The 19,481-nt window shown below is 39.6% G+C and carries 16 protein-coding genes; 9 read left to right on the top strand and 7 right to left on the bottom strand.

Annotation, left to right across the window (positions count from 1 at the left end; translation table 11 throughout):
• Positions 1 to 54: 54 nt before the first annotated feature.
• Positions 55 to 846, bottom strand: coding sequence for a sulfite exporter TauE/SafE family protein (locus HGR01_RS19590; RefSeq protein WP_045873953.1), 792 nt, complete (start codon positions 844 to 846; stop codon positions 55 to 57).
• Positions 847 to 1,413: 567 nt separating this feature from the next.
• Between HGR01_RS19590 and HGR01_RS19585 the strand changes: the two genes are divergently transcribed.
• On the top strand, positions 1,414 to 1,842 hold the full coding sequence (locus HGR01_RS19585; protein WP_045873952.1) for a hypothetical protein: 429 nt from the start codon (positions 1,414 to 1,416) through the stop codon (positions 1,840 to 1,842).
• A 55-nt stretch (positions 1,843 to 1,897) separates the two neighbouring features.
• Here the strand turns inward: HGR01_RS19585 and HGR01_RS19580 are convergent, their stop codons facing one another.
• Together HGR01_RS19580 and zwf are read right to left on the bottom strand one after the other, a co-directional pair.
• Positions 1,898 to 2,701, bottom strand: a complete 804-nt coding sequence (locus HGR01_RS19580; RefSeq protein WP_045873951.1) for a prohibitin family protein — start codon at positions 2,699 to 2,701, stop codon at positions 1,898 to 1,900.
• A gap of 736 nt (positions 2,702 to 3,437) precedes the next feature.
• A complete protein-coding gene (gene zwf, locus HGR01_RS19575) occupies positions 3,438 to 4,817 on the bottom strand; it encodes a glucose-6-phosphate dehydrogenase (RefSeq protein ID WP_045873950.1) in 1,380 nt (459 codons plus the stop codon).
• A gap of 457 nt (positions 4,818 to 5,274) precedes the next feature.
• Here zwf and HGR01_RS19570 point away from each other — a divergent pair, with 457 nt between their 5' ends.
• Complete coding sequence (locus tag HGR01_RS19570) at positions 5,275 to 6,147, top strand: hypothetical protein (RefSeq protein WP_052335406.1); 873 nt, start codon at positions 5,275 to 5,277, stop codon at positions 6,145 to 6,147.
• Positions 6,148 to 6,293: 146 nt separating this feature from the next.
• On the opposite strand, the gene HGR01_RS19565 is transcribed toward HGR01_RS19570, so the two are convergent.
• From HGR01_RS19565 to HGR01_RS19555, 3 genes are all read right to left on the bottom strand, one after another.
• Positions 6,294 to 6,962 (bottom strand): cytochrome c oxidase subunit 3, encoded by a 669-nt coding sequence (locus tag HGR01_RS19565; RefSeq protein WP_045873948.1) that lies wholly within the window; start codon positions 6,960 to 6,962, stop codon positions 6,294 to 6,296.
• Positions 6,963 to 7,082: 120 nt separating this feature from the next.
• The gene (gene ctaD / locus HGR01_RS19560; RefSeq protein ID WP_045873947.1) at positions 7,083 to 8,768 is read right to left on the bottom strand and encodes a cytochrome c oxidase subunit I; all 1,686 of its coding nucleotides are present in this window, start codon (positions 8,766 to 8,768) and stop codon (positions 7,083 to 7,085) included.
• Positions 8,758 to 9,678 carry a cytochrome c oxidase subunit II gene (locus HGR01_RS19555; RefSeq protein WP_045873946.1) on the bottom strand — a complete coding sequence of 307 codons (921 nt, stop codon included), beginning with the start codon at positions 9,676 to 9,678 and terminating at the stop codon, positions 8,758 to 8,760. Before HGR01_RS19555 ends, ctaD begins: the two co-directional genes overlap by 11 nt.
• Positions 9,679 to 10,506: 828 nt before the next feature.
• Between HGR01_RS19555 and HGR01_RS19550 the strand changes: the two genes are divergently transcribed.
• Genes HGR01_RS19550 through HGR01_RS19540 form a run of 3 tightly spaced genes read left to right on the top strand, consistent with a single transcriptional unit; the run spans position 10,507 to position 13,579 of the window.
• Positions 10,507 to 11,319, top strand: coding sequence for an SDR family oxidoreductase (locus tag HGR01_RS19550; protein WP_045873945.1), 813 nt, complete (start codon positions 10,507 to 10,509; stop codon positions 11,317 to 11,319).
• A gap of 8 nt (positions 11,320 to 11,327) precedes the next feature.
• The gene (locus tag HGR01_RS19545; RefSeq protein ID WP_210403135.1) at positions 11,328 to 11,516 is read left to right on the top strand and encodes a hypothetical protein; all 189 of its coding nucleotides are present in this window, start codon (positions 11,328 to 11,330) and stop codon (positions 11,514 to 11,516) included.
• Positions 11,450 to 13,579, top strand: coding sequence for a glycogen debranching N-terminal domain-containing protein (locus HGR01_RS19540; RefSeq protein WP_045873944.1), 2,130 nt, complete (start codon positions 11,450 to 11,452; stop codon positions 13,577 to 13,579). Before HGR01_RS19545 ends, HGR01_RS19540 begins: the two co-directional genes overlap by 67 nt.
• A gap of 441 nt (positions 13,580 to 14,020) precedes the next feature.
• Here HGR01_RS19540 and HGR01_RS19535 read toward each other — a convergent pair whose 3' ends face one another.
• Positions 14,021 to 14,740 (bottom strand): 2-phosphosulfolactate phosphatase, encoded by a 720-nt coding sequence (locus HGR01_RS19535; protein ID WP_045873943.1) that lies wholly within the window; start codon positions 14,738 to 14,740, stop codon positions 14,021 to 14,023.
• A 773-nt stretch (positions 14,741 to 15,513) separates the two neighbouring features.
• Here HGR01_RS19535 and HGR01_RS19530 point away from each other — a divergent pair.
• The 4 genes from HGR01_RS19530 (at position 15,514) to HGR01_RS19515 (ending at position 19,472) form a co-directional block, all read left to right on the top strand.
• Positions 15,514 to 17,013: an APC family permease gene (locus tag HGR01_RS19530; protein ID WP_045873942.1), complete on the top strand. Its 1,500-nt coding sequence runs from the start codon at positions 15,514 to 15,516 to the stop codon at positions 17,011 to 17,013.
• Between the two features lie 215 nt (positions 17,014 to 17,228).
• Positions 17,229 to 17,930: a cadmium resistance transporter gene (locus HGR01_RS19525; protein ID WP_045873941.1), complete on the top strand. Its 702-nt coding sequence runs from the start codon at positions 17,229 to 17,231 to the stop codon at positions 17,928 to 17,930.
• A 162-nt stretch (positions 17,931 to 18,092) separates the two neighbouring features.
• Positions 18,093 to 18,728, top strand: coding sequence for a hypothetical protein (locus tag HGR01_RS19520; RefSeq protein ID WP_045873940.1), 636 nt, complete (start codon positions 18,093 to 18,095; stop codon positions 18,726 to 18,728).
• Between the two features lie 75 nt (positions 18,729 to 18,803).
• Positions 18,804 to 19,472: a hypothetical protein gene (locus tag HGR01_RS19515; RefSeq protein ID WP_045873939.1), complete on the top strand. Its 669-nt coding sequence runs from the start codon at positions 18,804 to 18,806 to the stop codon at positions 19,470 to 19,472.
• Positions 19,473 to 19,481: the final 9 nt, after the last annotated feature.

Genomic DNA, 19,481 nt, shown 5'->3' with positions numbered 1-19,481 from the left:
GTTCTAAATATTTCATATATTTTTTAGCTGCGATCGCTTTAATATTTAGCTTCTTTAATAGACTAACTTTAAGCTCACCATCATTAATAGAGAGTAAATAATAAATCGCAATGGTTTTTGCGGCGCAATTTGACAAACTTTAGCCCCAATTAATACTCCTGGTACAGAACCAAGCCATATAGGTAATACTAAATTCCAATCAACAGTTCCCAAAGAGAGATGGCCAAGTGCAGTAAATAGCAAGAGAATCGCTGCTTGCGAAATATCTGTACCAACTAACTTCCTAGCATCTAAACGGAAAAATGCAATTAGCACTAAAGCAAACATTGAACCAGAAGCGACACTTGTGAGACTGACAATACAGCCTAAAAGTGCTCCTATGCTGACAGTCTGCAAACGTCCTAATTGAGTGCTTAAGTCAAATTTTGGCAGTTCAGGTAATTTTAAGAGTGGAAAGAAAGTCAACAGCAGCATTTGCACTAACGCCAAAAATGTGACTAACAAAATTGTGGCACCCAGCAAGTGCAGCATGAATTCATTCAGGTTATTCTCGGCCCGCATTTTAATCAGGTGCAATATCCCCACCCCAAACAAAGAACCAGGAACACTTCCCAAAGCTAGCCATTTTACCACTTCAACATCTAGAGTTTGTTGCTGCCAATGTTTGATTCCGCCTACGACTTTCATTAACGTCGCCGCTACAACATCAGAACTGACTGCTACAGCAGGGGGGACTTGAAAAACAAAAATTAACATCGGCGTGATGAGAGAAGCACCGCCAATTCCTGTCAGTCCTACAACAATACCAACTAGAAAGCTGAATAAAGGCAATAAGAAAAAATCCATATTCCTGTCCTTGAGTGGGGTTTTGTCAATCCGGTTTTCTTTAGCTGAAACTAAAAGATTGGTTGTAACGCTCTTGTGCAAAGCTTTTTGGGCAACTGTAGATTTTAAGCAACACCTGGTACATAATCACAAATAGCTAATTGCCGACGTGTTTACCGTATTTTAAAGCTAAAATATAGTAGAAGTCTATATTTTTGTGAAGTAATACCAAAACTTTGTATTATTTCATACGAGTATTTAAAGCTAGTTTTTCAGACAAGCTAATTTAAATAAATGTTTACAACGCAGTATTCTCAACAATAGCAGTATTTCATAATACTACATTAATCCTAGCAGAATACAGGACTTAGTCTAACAGAACAAGAAGACTTCTGAGCGAGCAGAGGAAGTCGCCTCAATGAACCATTTCACCGTCAAACAGAAAGTCTCAATGGGATTTTACTCAGAACTCAGCACTTCAAGCTAGGCTCAATGGCTGACAGAGGTTCATAACTCTACCATTCGGCTCTGGACTTTTTGGGTTTTTTCTTCTAAAGTACGGTTAGTTGATGGAATTACTGTACAACAATGACTGAAATCCAAAATAGTGAGCAAGAGTTGTCATCACAGAATCTAGAAAATGTACCTAAAACACTATTGCAAAAGGTTAGAGGTGGATTTTTATTAGTAATTGGATATTTATTATCACCATTATGTTGGTGGAACGATTTGGTATTCAATTTACCAATTGCTTATGTTTTTGGCTATGTTTGTAGTCTTTTTTCCCCTAAATTAATGATGCCAGGAGTTATTATTGGTTACTGGCTATCAAATATTATTGGTATTCTGCTAATGCAAGCCGGTGCATTAGATATGTTGCAAAAACAAAACCAAGAACGCAATTTAAAAAAGGAACTCTTGACAGGTTTAGTTTCGTCAACGGCTTATACATTCTTGATTGTGCTACTAATCCAATTTAAAGTTCTCGATACTCCTAATTTCTTCTCTGGTAGTTAACAGAAAAACCCAGGTTATAATACTGGGTTTTTCATGATTATAGCTAAACTATAGATTACTTTAATTTGAGAATTTCGCTGGGATTTAAAAAATTGGGTGTATCTTTAGTGATAATTAAAGGTAATTTACCATCCCATTTTTGGATTGCTTGCCTCTCTAATATCTCATTAGTTAAAGTATCATGTAACAATCTATTGATTTCTGCTTCTCCTTTTGCCAGATTTACTTTAGCTTCTGCCTCTTTAGCTGCTTTTAGTGCTAAAAACTCCGCTCTTTTAGCATCTTGTTCTGCAATTTGTTTAGCCTCCACCGCTTCACTGAATTTATCAGAAAAATTAACATGCACGAGCGAGATATCATCAACTGCAATATGGTATCCATTCAATCTTGTGGTTAATGCATCATCGACTCCAGATTTTACGTCTCCCCTTTTAGTAACTATTTCTTCTGCCGTATACTTTGCTACAACTGCCTTCAAAACTTCTTCTATAGATGGATTAATAATTGTTTCAACTACATTTTTTTCATCACCAATCTCTTGAAAAATTATATAGGTTTCTTCTGGGATAATGTGCCAGTTTAAAGCTACGTCAGTGAAAATATCTTGTAAGTCTTTAGAAGAGGCTTCCGCACATATTTCTTGTTTTTGAATTCTGACGTTAATTTTTTTGACGGTATTAACAATAGGGATGATTAAATGTATACCTTCTTGTAGAACAGTTTTTTCCACTCTCCCAAATTGCATTAATACACCCCGTTCTCCGGGATTTATTATCACAAAAGGTGTTAATATTATTGTTATTAAACATAAAATTGCAGTTATTTTACCAGCCTTATTAGTTATTTTAATTTGTTTCATAGTGCTAAATATATATCTGGTCTCAATTAATAAATAGTTTTTATTATAAAGATTTTACTACAAAAATATTAAATAAAAGTTTATAAATCCGGAATCAACTTTGATTACAACACAATCTATATAATTCAAATTAATCGAAGTTAAATATTTTTACATGAGAAGATATTTATAATAATAAGTCTTTGTGTCCAAATATTTTTAAACCACAAAAACGCTGAGATTTTTAGACTAATTTGCTAAATTAAACAAATCTTGATTCGTTCACTTAGAAGACTAGTACAAGTCGGCGTAAATAGCGCAAAGTTGGCGGTGTCGGTTTCCGTCCCGCCAAACTTTGTAAGAGAAACAGACCATCTGTAATTGCTAAAAGGCTTGTGGTATGACTATTCTTTCTTTTTACTTTTTACTTTTGCCTTGTTGTACTAGCCTCAATTTCTTAATTGCGAATGGGTGTAACTCTTGCCATGCCCCATGCCCAAAAACTCCACCCACAAGGGGGTGGAGTTTTCATTGCAGAACGGAATAACTCTATTTTTGATGCTGCCTGTGTTGTGCTATGAGACAGCGATTAGTTAATCGCTGTCAACAATTCTTGTAGCAATTACAGCTTTACGGCAGCAATAATCTGGAGTTTGGGTTTGATCAATTTATTGTTCTTTGGACATTTCGCATTACGTTAAATTAAGCCGGAGACTCACCCCTTTGCTCATCTGCAGGCATTTTTGAGTAATACCTGCTAATCCCTAGTTAAGGGGTTGTACCAGCGATCGCTCGACAAGAGCAATTTATCTGATTCAGGTGGGCCCCATGTATTTGGCTCATATTCGTAAACAGGTGTGACGCTATCGAGAATTGACTGGACAATCCGCCATTCCTCTTCTACTGTATCTTCGCGAACAAACAAGGTGGGATCGCCCCGCATAGCATCGCCTAATAGACGTTCATAGGGCTCCATCTCGTCCCCGCCTCCGTAAAAGGCCAAAAGTTCAACCGCAGAGCCGATCATGTCTTCGCCTGGGATTTTAGTGCGCGCACCCAGTCCGACTATTACCTCTGGATCTAGTAGAAAACGAACATAATGAGTGTTTTCTTTTCCCCCTTCTTTGAACACATCTAAAGGTGGACACTTGAGCTTGACCATCACTTCAGTTGTCTTCACAGGCAATTTCTTCCCAGCGCGGATGTAGATGGGAACTCCTGACCACCGCCAGGTATTAATAAATAGCCGCACTGCAACAAAAGTTTCTACTTGGGATTGGGGAGAAACACCTTCTTCATCACGGTAACCGAGAAATTGACCGCGAATAACGTCATGGGCTTGCAGTGACGGTATAGCTTTGAGAATACGCTCTTTTTCATCCCTGATGGCATCAGGAGCGTTACTGGCGGGTGCGTCCATGCAAACTGAAGCTAATACTTGCAGCATATGGTTTTCCACCACATCCCGAATTGCACCAGTCTCCTCATAGAAGTGCCCCCGTCCTTGAATGCCAAAGTTTTCTGCCATGACAATCTGGATGCTTTCAACATAGTTACGATTCCAGATTGGTTCGAGAAAAGAGTTGGCAAACCGAAAATAGAGTAAATTCAGCAGTGGTTCTTTGCCCAGGTAATGGTCAATGCGATATATAGAAGATTCGGGAAACACCGATGCCAGAATTTGGTTTAACTCACGTGCTGATTGCAAATCCCGGCCAAATGGTTTTTCGATCACTACGCGGGCATTTTGAGCACAACCTGATTTGCCCAATCCTTCTACTACTTGGGCAAACAAGCTAGGCGGAATTGCCAGATAGTAGAGAGGACGAGTGGCATTACCCAGAGCTTGACGTAATTTTTCGTAAGTTTCTGGTTTGTTGTAGTCACCAGAGACATACTGCAGCAATGAGGAAAGTTGATCAAATGCTGCTTGATTTACACCACCATAATGTTCCAGGCTATCACGTGCCCTTTCCCTCAGTTGATCGGTCGTCCAAGGTCGTCCGGCAACACCAATCACCGGCACATTGAGATTACCCCGCCTCACCATTGCCTGAAGACTGGGAAAGATTTTCTTGTATGCTAGGTCACCTGTTGCCCCGAAAAATACTAGTGCGTCTGAATGAAGAGTTTCCATGACGAATCTCTTGAGGAATTAGCTTTTTCATGATAGCCGCCAAACGGAAAGCGCACGGCTGACAACAGTGTATCAGCAAAATCTGCTTTAATACGGGAGATCAAGTAAGCAAACAGTACGAAAATAGTGCTTTATCTGCTGCCAGATTTGAGAGAATTGGTATTATTTGACCAATACCTTTGCCAATTTACGAGGGTAAGTTCATGTATTAACGTCCTTTCCTCTAGGGTTGGGCAAAAACAATAAATCCTAAAAATTCCTTGTTGATTTATCGCAAAGCTTTTTTTGGCGTGCTTTCGTATAATCAAGGGTTTTAGCCTATAATCTAGCTTTTAAGCTCAAGGCTTATGTATCGGTTATTTTGCCATTTTTGCCCAAATTTTTTACCCTCTTATTTTGGCGAAGGTATTGTTGATTGTATAGCTTTTTAAAGAATAAAAGTCAGGATTTTAGCAAAATGACCAGCGAACAAACAGAGACAGAACAAACGCCATCAGGAATGTTTCAAGCAATTGGCGTAATTACAGGGGATGTGGTTTTTATTAAAGATGAGGAGAGAAATAAATATGTTGCAAACATCACCATAGGACAATATCAGTACAACCTATTTCCTCAGGGATCATCATGGAGCAAATTAGCATCTTTTAATGGACTACGGAAGCAGATAGAATCTACAGGTATTAGCAAACAAAAATTGATTGTTTACCCCAAAATTACACATTACCCAAGCAGAGAGCAGCAACATAAGATAGCATTCCAATTGGTTGCATTCGAGAACGATAATGTAGAAAACTCAATCTCACAGGAATTAAATGACCTGGAATTTAAGCTTTCGGGTTTATGGCAATTCATCCCAGTTTGTAAAACACCATGCATCACGGTGATGAGGAATTTTAGTAATGAACGCTTAGAGTACATCAAACAAGCTCAGTTAAGCAGTAAGGTCAACTTTATGAAAGCTGCTCATATTCCCTTGATGTGGAAAGATGCACCTGTCAAGCCTTTTAGGTTTAACCCAAAGTTGGAAAAAGAGCAGCAGGGTAAAGCAATGTTTGTCAGTATCAAAGCCAGGTTTATCCCTGGTAAAGATATGTTCGGTTTTGATTCTCTTTTAGGTATGCCACAGGATGAACCACCAAAGTATTTGAAGGCAGGTAAAAAAGATAAGGCTGAAGTCCTGAAGAGTAAGTTAGCTTTTAAGCGCCAAAGAACTTCTAACGAACAGATAAAGGGAACTATTAAGCCGAAAGTTGTTCTCAAAAAACTTGATCCAGTAGAAACAACTCCAGCAGCAGTCATAGAAAAGCCGAAACTAAAACCTAAAAGTTAGGCTCATTTAGCAACGCATTTTCACGAAATTAGCAGGTTTTCAATGTTTGGGTGAGATGCGTTGATAAATTCAATCAATAATGTAATTGGTGTTGATTTTGGTCGTCATTGTCTGGTTTCATCACACCAATCTCCAATGCGATGTTTTTATGCTTGCCAAAGATAGAGAAGTGAGAAAAGAAAAACCCAAACTATATCAACAAAGTGCCAAAACAAAGTACTAGCACTCACGCCAAAGTGACCCTGATCATAGTTACCTCGAATAAAGGAGCGGACAAGCATAGTTATTTGCAAAATTACACCAGTGAGAACATGTAGACCGTGAAAACCTGTTAATACATAAAATGTGGCACCAACTAAACCTGTACTTAACCCAAAATTAAGGTTGCTCCACTCAATCCCTTGAGCGATTAAGAAATAGGTTCCCATACAAATTGTCATCAACCACAGCCAACGAAACCTTACTAACCTGCCACGTTTGAGAGCATTTTCTGCTGGTTGAATTACAAAGCTGCTGGAAAGTAACACCACCGTGTTAATAATTACAAAAGTAGACAATTCTGGCCCCGAAACACCAGGTGGTAGCCAATTTTCTGAGTGTGTTAATCGCAGGCCAACGTAGGTAAAAATAAAGCTCAAAAAAACTATACTTTCTGACAACAGGAACACGGTAAAACCAAACATTCCTTTACCATGATGGTCTTCAGATCGTCCACCCCGAACTGGCAAAAAACGTTGGAGCCAATTTGGTAGGTATCGTCGCCATCGTTCTAAAGGGACAGGACTTTCATCTACATGAATTACGCCACGGTTCATAATTTTTGTGATTTGTCATTGGGTAATTGGTAATTAGTAATTGGCAATAAAAATTTCTCTTTGTCCCCCTCATCTCCCTCATCTCCCTCATCTCCCTCATCTCCCTCATCTCCCTAATTCTCAGAGTTCTTGGTGATGATAATCGGGGGGTTCGATGACTGAGTATTTGGGATCGCCATAGTCGTAGGGGGGTCTTTTTACTACGGGAATTTCTTCAAAGTTATTTTGTGGTGGTGGTGAAGTGGTTGTCCATTCTAGTCCAGTGGCCAGCCAGGGATTGTTACTTGCTCTTTGTCCGTAGAGCCAGGAACCCACCATATTGGCAATAAAAGGTAGTATCGACACTCCTAATAAAAATCCCCCTAGACTAGCAACGACATTCCATCCTTGATAACGCGGGTCGTAGGAGGAAATGCGGCGTACCATTCCTTGTAAACCTAGTGGGAGCATCGGGAAGAAGGTGAGGTTAGCACCGATAAAGGTTAACCAAAAATGCACCTTTCCCCAGCCTTCAGCATACATCCGTCCAGTTATCTTGGGAAACCAATAATAAATGGCAGCAAAGATTGCCATTGTGATGGTGTTAAAGACAATGTAGTGGAAATGCCCGACTATAAAGTAGGTATTATGCACATGAATATCAAATGGTACGGCTGCCAGCATCACACCAGTAACACCACCAAGCAGAAACATGGCTGCACCTCCCATCGCGAACAGCATGGGTGTTTCTAGATGCAGTTTACTTTTCCAAATTGTGGCAGTCCAACCAAATGCTTTCACTCCAGTGGGTACAGCAACCAACATCGATGTCACCATAAATAACATCCGCATCCAGCCAGGGGTAGCACTGGTGAACATATGATGCACCCACACAAAGATGCTGACGATCGCAATACCTAAAGAAGCAACAGCTAATGAGCGATAGCCAAATAAAGGGTTACGGGAAAAGGCTGGCAGCACCTCTGCAAAAATACCGAATGCTGGTAGTGCCATGATATACACTGCAGGGTGGGAGTAGAACCAGAAGAGATGCTGGTAAATGATCGGGTCGCCATTTTCTAAGGGTTTGAAAAAATTTGTCCCAAAACTGAGGTCAAATAACAGTAGTACCAATGCACCGGTTAAAGAAGGCAAATTCACTAACTGCAACAACTGGGCGCTGAAAACTGACCACACAAACACAGGCATTCGGAAAAAGGTCATTCCTGGTGCCCGCATCCAAAAGATGGTAGTCACAAAGTTGACAGCCCCCATAATGGAAGAGATGCCAATCAAGACAATACTTACAATCCAAATAAATTCACCGTTAATCGGCTGACCAGGAGGCACTTGCAGACTAATTGGGGGATAAGACCACCAACCAGACTGGGCTGTACCATTAGGTAAAAAGAAGCTAGATATTAATAAAATCCCACTGGGGGGAATAATCCAGAAAGATATGGCATTGAGTAGCGGAAACGCCATATCCCGCGCGCCAATCATTAGCGGTACTAGGTAGTTAGAGAGACCAGCATTGAATGGGATAATCCATAAAAAAATCATGATTGTCCCATGCAAAGTGAACAAGCCGTTGTACAGGGGGCGATCAAGCACATTTGATGCTGGCGTAATTAGTTCGGCACGGATCAGCATCGCCAACAGTCCGCCAATGAGAAAGAAAATGAACGTCGTTACCATGTACTGAACGCCGATCACCTTGTGGTCAGTACTAAAGCTGAAATATCGTCGCCAGTTATGCAGAGACTCATTTTCAGCGTTTTCAGAATCTCTATTCAAGATGATATTTTCATCAGAATCATGTGTCATTCATTACTTTCCTTTCATTTGCAATTGCTCTTGGCGCTGGTGCGACAGTGTACCAGTTGCTCTTAAACCAGGTTTTTGGCGGTTGGGTATACTCAGCAACAGCCTGATTTTCGTTGGTTGTTGGTTCTTGTTGGGCGTGACTTAACCACTGGTTATATTGGTCAAGAGATTCAATTTGCACATTGGCATCCATCAAAGCAAAGTAAGTCCCACTGAATAATGCATCTTTGAGCTTGTATTGGCCTATGCGTGTGGGTGTAACTACAATGTCTATGGAACGACCAGGAACAACATACTGCTGTAAGCGAAACTCAGGCACATAAAAACTGTGGAGTACGTCCTGAGCGTGCAGATTTAAGCGAGTCCGAAGATTTACAGGTAGATGCAATTCATTGCTAGTAATATTATTGGGATAGCGAAAAGTCCAATCCCACTGCTTGACAAAAACCTCAATAGTTTCAGATGCTGGTTTAGGTTTGTCTGCGCTAGCTGCGGCATAGACTGGTTCTGGTTCTAAAGGTGTGTGCAAATGTACGACTTGCTGCAAACCAAGAATATCTAATTGCTGATAAATATTGAAACTTTGGAAAGCCAGCCACAGTACTAACAAAGTAGGCGCTGCTGTCCATAAAAATTCTAGTTTGAGGTCACCTCGAGATGGATGTCCTTCACTATAATCATTTTTGGGTGCGCGAAAGAAAATTACTGAGTACAGCATCATGCTTACAATCCCAAAAATAATGAATGCACCTATTGAGGTTAAAAAGCTAAACAAACTATCAACTTTTTGCGCTTCTGCTGTAGCTTCAGGAGGCATCCAAGAATATGACCACTGACCAATCCAATGGCTGATTGCGAGTAGCACTGCAATATAAACAGCTATTAGTAAATATTCTAAAAATCTCCCCATAATATTTTATTTATTTAAGACTTTGTAATATAAGTTAATTTGCAATCTGCCTCAAATTCAAATTGATTCTGGAATTTTCTGGATATTTTTTAATCTAAGAATTGCTTTCACAAAAACCATTCTTAGTAACTATTGCCTGACAGATAGTTAAAAAAAACTATCTTCGGGATGATTTATTATAAATACAAATCATTTGTTTCTATTTGTTATGTAAAGTACTTAAAAATTGATATTTAATCATAAAAAATAATAAATCAAATTTTCATAAATTCCATTTTTTCTTGAGCAGGACTTACGCTATATTGGGCGGGCAAGATGCCCACCCCACAATAAATATAGAATTTCAGATTATGCAAACTAGATGTGGTTTAGCTGATTGAGAATCTCCGAAAATTAAATTACCCGATTTCTGCATTCATATCACTATTAAATCTGTTTTTCTATACCTCAATTTTTCTCGATTATTAAAAAACAACTTCTGTTGACTTCATTTTTTAACAATTTCATCAAATAATGAAAATTAAATGAAATTTTTATAGACCTTAGGATAGAAGTATTAATTCTGCCATCAGTTGGAGGTAATCACCACGGTAAACCTTTAAATTGATGCCAGAATTAACAATAACAATCAAAAATTTAATACATGTTAATGTGATTTTTATTACATTTCACCAATCATTTAGTTAGGAAAGTTACTAGTTACAGTGAATTGTAAATCTAGCTGTTAAATCTTGAATCATATACATCATATTTATCAACAAAAAAACCAATTATGAGCGCATTTTTCAGCATTAGCAACAAGAACGCTTTATATTATCAGGAAACACTATGAGCTATTCTCCTTACCTGCTCAAAGGTCAAAAAGCACTTGTAACAGGTGCTAGTTCTGGCATCGGTGAAGCCATAGCTCGTTATTTAGCTTTATCCGGTGCAGCAGTAGCGATTAACTACCATTCTGAAGCCGAAGAAGCCCAAAAACTTGTTGATGATATTCAAGCCAATAATGGTGAAGCTTTTGCTATTCAAGCTGATGTCAGCAAAGAAGACCAAGTAAAAGCAATGTTTCAGCAGATAATCCAAGAATTTGGAACTATTCACATCTTAGTAAACAATGCAGGTCTGCAAAAAGATTCACCTTTTGTAGATATGACTCTCGACCATTGGAATACAGTGATTGGAGTCAATCTTACAGGGCAATTTTTGTGTGCTAGGGAAGCAGCCAAGGAATTCTTACGTAGAGGAGTGCAACCGCAGATTTCATCTGCCGCAGGTAAGATTATCTGCATGAGTTCTGTGCATCAGGTAATTCCTTGGGCGGAACACGTCAATTATGCTGCTAGTAAAGGCGGTATTAATATGATGATGCAAAGTATTGCCCAAGAACTAGCTCCTCATAGAATTCGTGTGAATAGCATTGCGCCTGGTGCCATCAAAACCCCTATTAATACATCAGCTTGGGATACCCCTCAAGCCGAAGCAAAGTTATTAAAACTGATTCCAGCCAAACGAGTTGGTGATGTAGATGATATAGCCAAAGCCGCAGTTTGGTTAGCTTCTGATGATTCTGATTATGTCAACGGTACAACTTTGTTTGTAGATGGTGGTATGACTTTATATCCAGGTTTTACCGAGAATGGCTAGAAAAGGGATTGGGGATTGGGGATGAGGAAGATGAGGAAGATGAGGGGGATGAGGGGGATGAGGAAGACAGAATTGATGCCCTATGCCCCATGCCCAATGCCCAATGCCCAATGCCCTATATCCAATACTTATGCCTACACAAGTTACTATCAATCCTGGTGTGGTTACGATTAATGATGGTTCCTCATTTCTGGTAACTGCTAGTGATGCTTCTATCGACGATAATCAAGCGCAAGGTTTTTTTGTACGTGACACACGCCTAATTTCTTATTACGAAATTTCTCTCAATCGCTACCGACTTGTACTGCTAGCTTCTAGCAATCTCAATCATCACACTGCTCTTTATCAATTTACCAATCCCCAAATTCCTACAGTTAAAGGCAACTTACCCCCTGGTAGTTTGCTCTTAACTATTCGACGCGACATTGTAGGAGGAATGCATGAGGATATCGACATCACCAACTATCACTCAGAAGCAGTTGAGTTTCAACTCATGTTGGCGATTCGTTCTGACTTTGCAGATATTTTTGAGGTCAAAGCCAAGAACATCATCATGCGGGGTAATACTGAAACAGTATGGCAAGACGGTGTACTGACTACTAAGTATAGTAACAGTTCTTTTGTCCGTGGCATCGTGACTGAACCAGTCTGTTCTGGTTCACAAGCCAGTTATGCCAACGGTCGTTTGATGTTTAATGTAGTAATTACTCCTGGTAAAACATGGCACAGTTGTATCAACTTTACAGCCTTAGCTAATGGGGATGTCCTCAAACCTCAACAAACTTGTGCCATGTCTCACACTACAGCAGCAGGAAAAGTCACCGATGAATTTTTGACTAAGGCGACAAAGTTGCGATCGTCTAATGCCGATATTAAGGGATTTTATCAGCAGGCGATCGTTGATATGGGAGCATTGCGGATTGAGGTAGAAGATAATGGGCATCAATTTTGGATGCCTGCGGCTGGGATTCCTTGGTTTATGGCTGTTTTTGGTCGTGACTCTGTAATTACTAGCTTGCAAACAATGGCAGTTTATCATGAATTTGCCCGTGGTACCCTTGTTCGGTTAGCCCAGTTACAAGCAACACAGTTAGATAATTGGCACGACGCTCAACCTGGCAAGATGTTGCACGAGCTGAGGCGTGATGAATTAACCAAACTCAATCAACTTCCATACAATCCCTATTATGGAACGATAGATACTACGATTCTGTGGATTGTTACCTTAGCTGAGACTTATAGCTGGAATGCTGACCTCAGTATGCTTGATGAGTGTCGATCGCCATTAGCAAAAGCATTAAAGTGGATTGATACGTACGGCGATTTTGATGATGATGGGTTCGTTGAATATATCACGTTTTCTAGCCACGGATTACGCAATCAAGGTTGGAAAGATTCTGGTGACTCAATAGTTTACCCCAATGGCCAATTAGTGCAACCACCAATTGCTTTGTGTGAGGTGCAAGGTTACGTTTATGATGCTTGGTTAAAAGCCGCTTTAATTTATGATCTGTGGGGAGAACAGGAACAAGCTAAAAAGCTACGTCAAAAAGCACAAGAACTCTACCAACGCTTTAACGATCGCTTTTGGATGGAAGATGAAGGCTTTTACTGTCTTGGTTTAGATCACCACAAGCAACAAATCAAATCTATTGCCTCTAATCCTGGTCACTTGCTCTGGTCTGGTATTGTACCCCAAGAAAGAGCCAAGCAAGTTGCAGCGCGACTTTTTCAAGCAGATATGTGGTGTGGTTGGGGTATAAGGACTCTTTCATCTCAAAATCAAGGGTATAACCCCATTAGTTATCAACGCGGTAGTGTCTGGCCACATGACAACTCAATTATTGCAGATGGGTTAAAGCGATACGGCTACCACAAAGAAGTTAACCATATCGCTGAAGGAATTTTTGCGGCTGCTAGTTATTTTCAAGCTGGAAGAATGCCAGAATTATTTGGCGGAATTGAACGCCGAGATGATAACTTTCCAGTCCCTTATCCAGATGCAAATATACCTCAAGCTTGGGCAGCAGGTTCAATTTTCCTACTGATTCGCAGCATACTAGGACTCGAAGCCGATGCACCACACCGCAAGTTAAAGGTACAGCCAAGTTTACCAGAATGCTTGCCAGATTTGGAATTGATCAATTTGAGTGTGGGAGACGCGAAAGTGTCATTACGTTTTTGGCGCGAAGGAGAACAAACCAAATGGCAAGTTACCCATACTGATGGCGAACTACAAGTGCTAAGTGCAGAGTACTGAGTAAACATTCTAATCCCCAATCCCATGAGATAAGGAAGCTAGCGATCGCAGTTTATCTAAGCTACAAACTGGATAGTAATCTCAATTCAAAATCAACTATAGCTGGGTAGGGGCACGGCATCCACAATCTTTTGGTATATCAAATATCTTAGTAGTGCCCATTGGTGTCAACTTAACGTGAAACCCGCTCTTGTGCAAGGTTTCGCCCTCACCCCCAGCCCCTCTCCCACACGGAGAGGGGAGCAAGAGATTTAGTTCCCCTTCTCCTGCGGGAGAAGGGGTTAGGGGATGAGGGCGCGAGGTATTTGTACAACGCCCGCCCTATATCGCTTTTAGCTTAAGTTGACACCAATGAGTAGTGCCGTGCCCCTACAAAGAATTTATCTGTCGCAAACATAATTTGAATTGATATAACCTGCCACCTACTATCCATCGGTGGCTTTACTTTGAACAATTGCTATAAGCCTTGTCAATCAATAAAGGGACGCACTCACTCACATTATAAGCTGCTGCTAATTCCACATCTAACTCGTAACCTTTGGCAATTAATTCTTTCCCCGAGCTGCATTTCTTTAAGTATCCTAGTAAATCATGTTGAAATGCAGCAAATGTGGTAACAGCAGTTTCTGCTTCCGGAGATAGGCTACCATGCAAAAAACTCAGAATTGCCCCTGCGCCAATTAAATCTTCAAAAGCTGGGCGCATTGTACCATCTTGCCATTTTTCGCCTGCGGGAATGACTGAGATTTGTGACCCGTATTGTTGAGCAAATTTTGCTACTGCTGCACAATTTCGCAAGCATCCAGCTATTGTGGGAGTATTATCAGTGAGCAATGTCAATGTTGAACCATTGGAAGAAGGTATCACTAACCTAGTTCCCGTAGGTATTTTAGTTAAGGATGCTGGGGAAAGTGAATAACCTGCTTTGGCCCAACGACCTTGTGATAATTCTGCTTTTACAGACTTGGCATAATCAATGGCTGAATCATCTCTCCATTGATATGGATAAATCATTGCACCATTGTTGGTGGCAATTTCGGTTGCGGTCGAGAACGAGAGTACATCGACAATAATAATGACATCACTAATGGGTGCAAGTTGAACAACTCCTTGTACTCCCCATTCACATCTTAAATTAAATTCTGCTTGATCAAAAATCATTTTTTTGCTTAATAAATTTCCTGGCGGCTAAAGAATAAAAAAATCTGGAATTTTTATCATCAGATAATCGCAAAAATGGTATAGCACAACTTTTTGATGAGATGCGATCGCATTTCCTAATTGTTATGTATTCATCACGCGTAAATGCAGTCAATACATACAATTTCCTTGTGGATTACCGGGAATTAAATTGGGTATTACCAACTCTAGATCATTTCAGCAAGACACCAGAAATTGTTAATAAAATATACCAGAATAACCACCTATTATTATTTTTATAATTCTTGTCAGCCTTGTGCTACCTTGCTTTGGCAATCTAACAATTTATTTGCTGTATTAGTAATAGGTTTAATTCGCTACTTAGATAATCTAGAATTATGATAATAAAACATAAAGCTGATAGATTTATAGTAGTTTATTAATGACAAAATCAAAAATCTATAAGTAAGTACACAGGCACAATATATAAACTGTACGTTTTGTTACGACTTTTAAAATCGAAGTGATATATGTAGTGCAGCCTCATAAAATTTTTACAATTAATCAGCTTTTTGAGCCTAAATGTAGCTGAAATAATTAGCAGAACTAGCTTTCCAGAGTATTTGTGAAATCAATTATTTTTATTTATTAAATTAAAAAGAAAAAATGTTTGCTTTTCTCACGTAAGGGAGATAACTTAAAACATAAGTACTGATAGCGATCGCTGGTTAAAAGAAACTACAAATAAAACTTCGGTTAATGGCTGATACTCGATATACCAGGGGTATGTTTTGATGTCCAGTGAATTCAAGATCAATGCAAACCAACAACAAGTCTTACAACAAAGTTTTCATGGCTTAAAATCACATTGCCTTTCTTTTGGGGAAGTTTTAGCACAATCTTTTGCAGTCATTGCACCAACAACTATCCCTGCGTCTAACGTGGGTTTAATTGTTGCTCTTGCAGGTAATGGGACTTGGCTAAGTATGGTTCTAGGTTTAGTGGGATTGGTATTTGTCAGTATCAATATCAATCAATTTGCTAGCCGTTCTGCTTCGCCTGGTTCTCTCTATTCATATATCGTCAAAGGTCTTGGCCCGACAGCTGGTGTCATCTGCGGTTGGAGTTTGGTTTTGGCTTATCTATTTACTGCCATGTCGGTGTTGTGTGGGTTTGCCAACTTCAGCAGTGTATTGATTGGTCATTTAGGAATCCACCCTTCTAGTATTACCTTACTAGCTTTAGGTGCAGGCATCGCCTGGTATGCAGGTTATAGAGATATTCAACTCTCAGCCGTCGCTATGCTATGGATGGAGGGTCTATCCATAGCATTGATTGGCATTTTATGTGTGATGATTTGGGCACACCACGGTTTTGCATTAGATATACCCCAACTAACTTTGAGTGGTGTGCAGCCAGGTAGTCTCGCAACCGGACTGGTACTGGTAATGTTTGCCTTCTCTGGATTTGAAAGTGCAACTACCTTGGGTGATGAAGCAAAAAGCCCATTAAAAACCATTCCGCGCTCAGTTTTAGGTAGTGTCGTCCTCGCTGGTTTATTCTATGTCTGCACTACATATATAGAAGTCTTAGCGTTTCGCCACTCAGGAGTAGATATTACCCACACCGAGGAACCTCTAGGTTATCTCTCCCAACAAATAGGTTTAGGTTGGCTAGGTGAATTAGTTGGGTTAGGTGCTTTAGCTAGCTTCTTTGCTTGCGTTCTGGGAAGTATTAATCCCGCCGCCAGAATCTTCTTCTTAATGGCGCGTCATGGATTGTTCCATGCCAAGCTTGGCAATACACACACATCGAATAAAACGCCTCACATTGCTGTCACGATGTGTTCTTTCTTGACATTCTTAATTCCGGCGGTGATGGCTCTATTTCAAATCAAACTCTTTGAGAGTATGGGATATTTAGGTGCGATCGCCAGCTTTGGATTTGTCACCGTTTACATCTTAATCTCTATTGCTGCACCAATTTACCTCTACAAAATCAATAGTCTGCGTCTTAGAGATATCATATTTTCCCTCATAGCCATAGGGTTTATGTGCATTCCCTTGGTAGGTAGCATCGGAATTCCCGGAAATCAAATGTTTCCAGTTCCTGAAGCTCCTTATAATCTCTTTCCTTATCTCTTTTTAATCTATATTGCCATTGCTTGCGGATGGTTCATGTGCCAGAGATTACGCTCGCCCAAAATGGTTAACAAAATGGTCAAAGCTATCGACGCAATTCACATTAGATTTGACAGCGATGCTTACGGTAACGCGAAACGGGGCAAAAAATAGCCAAGTTATATCAAGTCAGGCTAATTACTGACGATATGGTTGGTCTTGTTGGTCATTGGTAATTGTTAAACTGTCTTTTTATTTCCCATTACCCATTACCTATTACCCATTCCCAACCTTCACAGATATGATAAGTCTGCAAACGGACATGATATTAGCTATTTGCCCTTTGTGCAATCATCAATAATCCAGTATTCAATATCCAAAACTGTGTAATGGAAGAATTAATTACCGCTATCCCTACAGGCATAACAGCTTTTACCGCAACTAATCTTGACGATTTAGTTATTTTGTCGCTCTGGTTTTCACAAATCAATAATAATTTCCGTTCGCGGCATATTGTTATCGGTCAGTTCCTCGGATTTAGTATTTTAGTAATTGCTAGTCTGACGGGCTTTTTGGGCGGTATGATATTACCAAAACACTGGATTGGTCTACTGGGACTAGCTCCTATCGCAATTGGTATGAGTAGTTGGCTCAATCAAGAAAGTGATGATGATGATGCAGAAGATGAGGAATTGAAACAATCACAAACTTCTCCATTTGCTAGCTTTCTTTCTCCACAAACTTATAGTGTTGCAGCAATTACCATTGCCAATGGTAGTGATAATATCAGTATTTATATGCCATTGTTTGCTAACAGCAATCTCATCAGACTGAGCATAATTCTCATCATCTTCTTTTTGCTTGTAGGAGTTTGGTGCTATGGCAGCTACAAACTAATTAACCAAAACAATATTGCAACTATTCTCAATCGTTATGGTAGTAATTTGGTTCCCTTTGTCTTGGTGGGATTAGGAGTATATATCATTTTAGAAAGTGGCGCATTGAGTCCACTGGCTTTAGTAGCTAGTTGTATCTGTCTCATGGTGATAGTCAAAAAATATAAACCTAGGGCAGAAGTCGAAGAGAACTAAAATAGGCTAAAAATAAGGAAATTGGTGAAAGTTAGACAACTTATCGCAGTCAAAATTTTGTGTCTTGGGATTGATTAGTTGAGAAATTGCAATTTTGATTGCTAGCGATAGATATCAACAACGGGTAAAAATTTACCCTTTAAGCCTCATCAGGAGAACCCCATGAAGCTCTTTAAAACTTTTTTATTAGTCTTCACACTATTAGTGAATTTTTTAATTGTCCAACCATCTTGGGCTGATCCGCCACTACTGACGCAAACACCTGAATATGCTGAAGTTACACAAGCCATCAACGAACTAACACAAGCAAAAACAGCACCAGCAGAATCAGGATATACAGCAGAACAAATTGAACAGAAAACAGGCGAATTAAATCTCCAAAAATATATTCTGGAGACATCTCTAGAATGGGGACAATGTCGTAATCAAACTGGACAAAATTTAGCAGTTTTCGCCCATAAAGCTAAGAAAAATCAACAGCCGAGTATTTATTATTTAGGTAACGGCAAAATTACAGACGATGAATGGAACTGTGATGGTGTTTACCTACCAGCAGGAGTAAAAATTGCTGGCTTAATTCCTGGTGATACCCAAGCACAGGAATTAACAGAACCCCTAGCATTAAAATTTGTCCCTGGTACTCAGCTAATTGCTCAAACAAATCCCCAAACAGGCGCTATTGAATTAAATGTTCCGCCTGCAAAAATCTTCAAAACAAGTGACACTACCTGGACAATTCCCAATTTATCGGCAGCTGATGTTAGCGCTCAAGCACCTAATGCACCAATAGAAGACTAAATAATGCTGAAGACGTAAAATTATCCCGAAAATTTTGCGTCTTCATAATCCATCTTTGTTATCATCAGGAGAACCATGAAGTTATTTAAATCTCTGTTACTAGTGTTAATTATTGGGTTAAATTTTATATTTGCTAGACCTTCCTTAGCAGACCCACAAAAAATTACCAAAAGTGCTGATTACGTAGAAGTAACCAAATCCCTAGATATTCTAGAAGCGCAACTGGCAGCCGCTAAAACGGGAGAAACGATATCCGAGACATTCACAGTGGAAGATATCCAGAAAAAAATTGATGAATTGTCGTTTCAAAAATATGCTCTCGAAAAAGGGATTAACTGGGGTCAATGTCGCAATGAAACAGACAAAACAATTGCTGTGTACGGCCCCAAACCTAAAAAACCGAAAACATCCTACGATAATACACTTTACTTTTTAGGTGCTGGGCAAGAAACCCCAGCAGGATGGGATTGTCAGGGGATTTATTTAGCAAATGATGCTAAAGTTGCTGGTTTAAACATAGACCCGAATCAATCATTAGACGGTGCAGCCGCTATCAAAATATTTAAAGGTACACAATTGATAGCTAAGAGCAATCCAGAAACCAGCGCCTTAGAGTTTAATGTTACTCCCAGTAAACTTTTTCAAGCTGGCGATATCAACTGGTATATTCCTAATGTTGGAGAAAAAAATATTGCTTCTAGACTTCCGGATGTACCTCTAGGCGGCGAGGAAGAAGCTGATTAAAATTAAGCA

The sequence above is a fragment of the Tolypothrix sp. PCC 7712 genome (genome assembly GCF_025860405.1).
In the GTDB taxonomy this organism is placed as follows: domain Bacteria; phylum Cyanobacteriota; class Cyanobacteriia; order Cyanobacteriales; family Nostocaceae; genus Aulosira; species Aulosira diplosiphon.
This window is presented reverse-complemented; position numbering and strand designations above follow the sequence as displayed.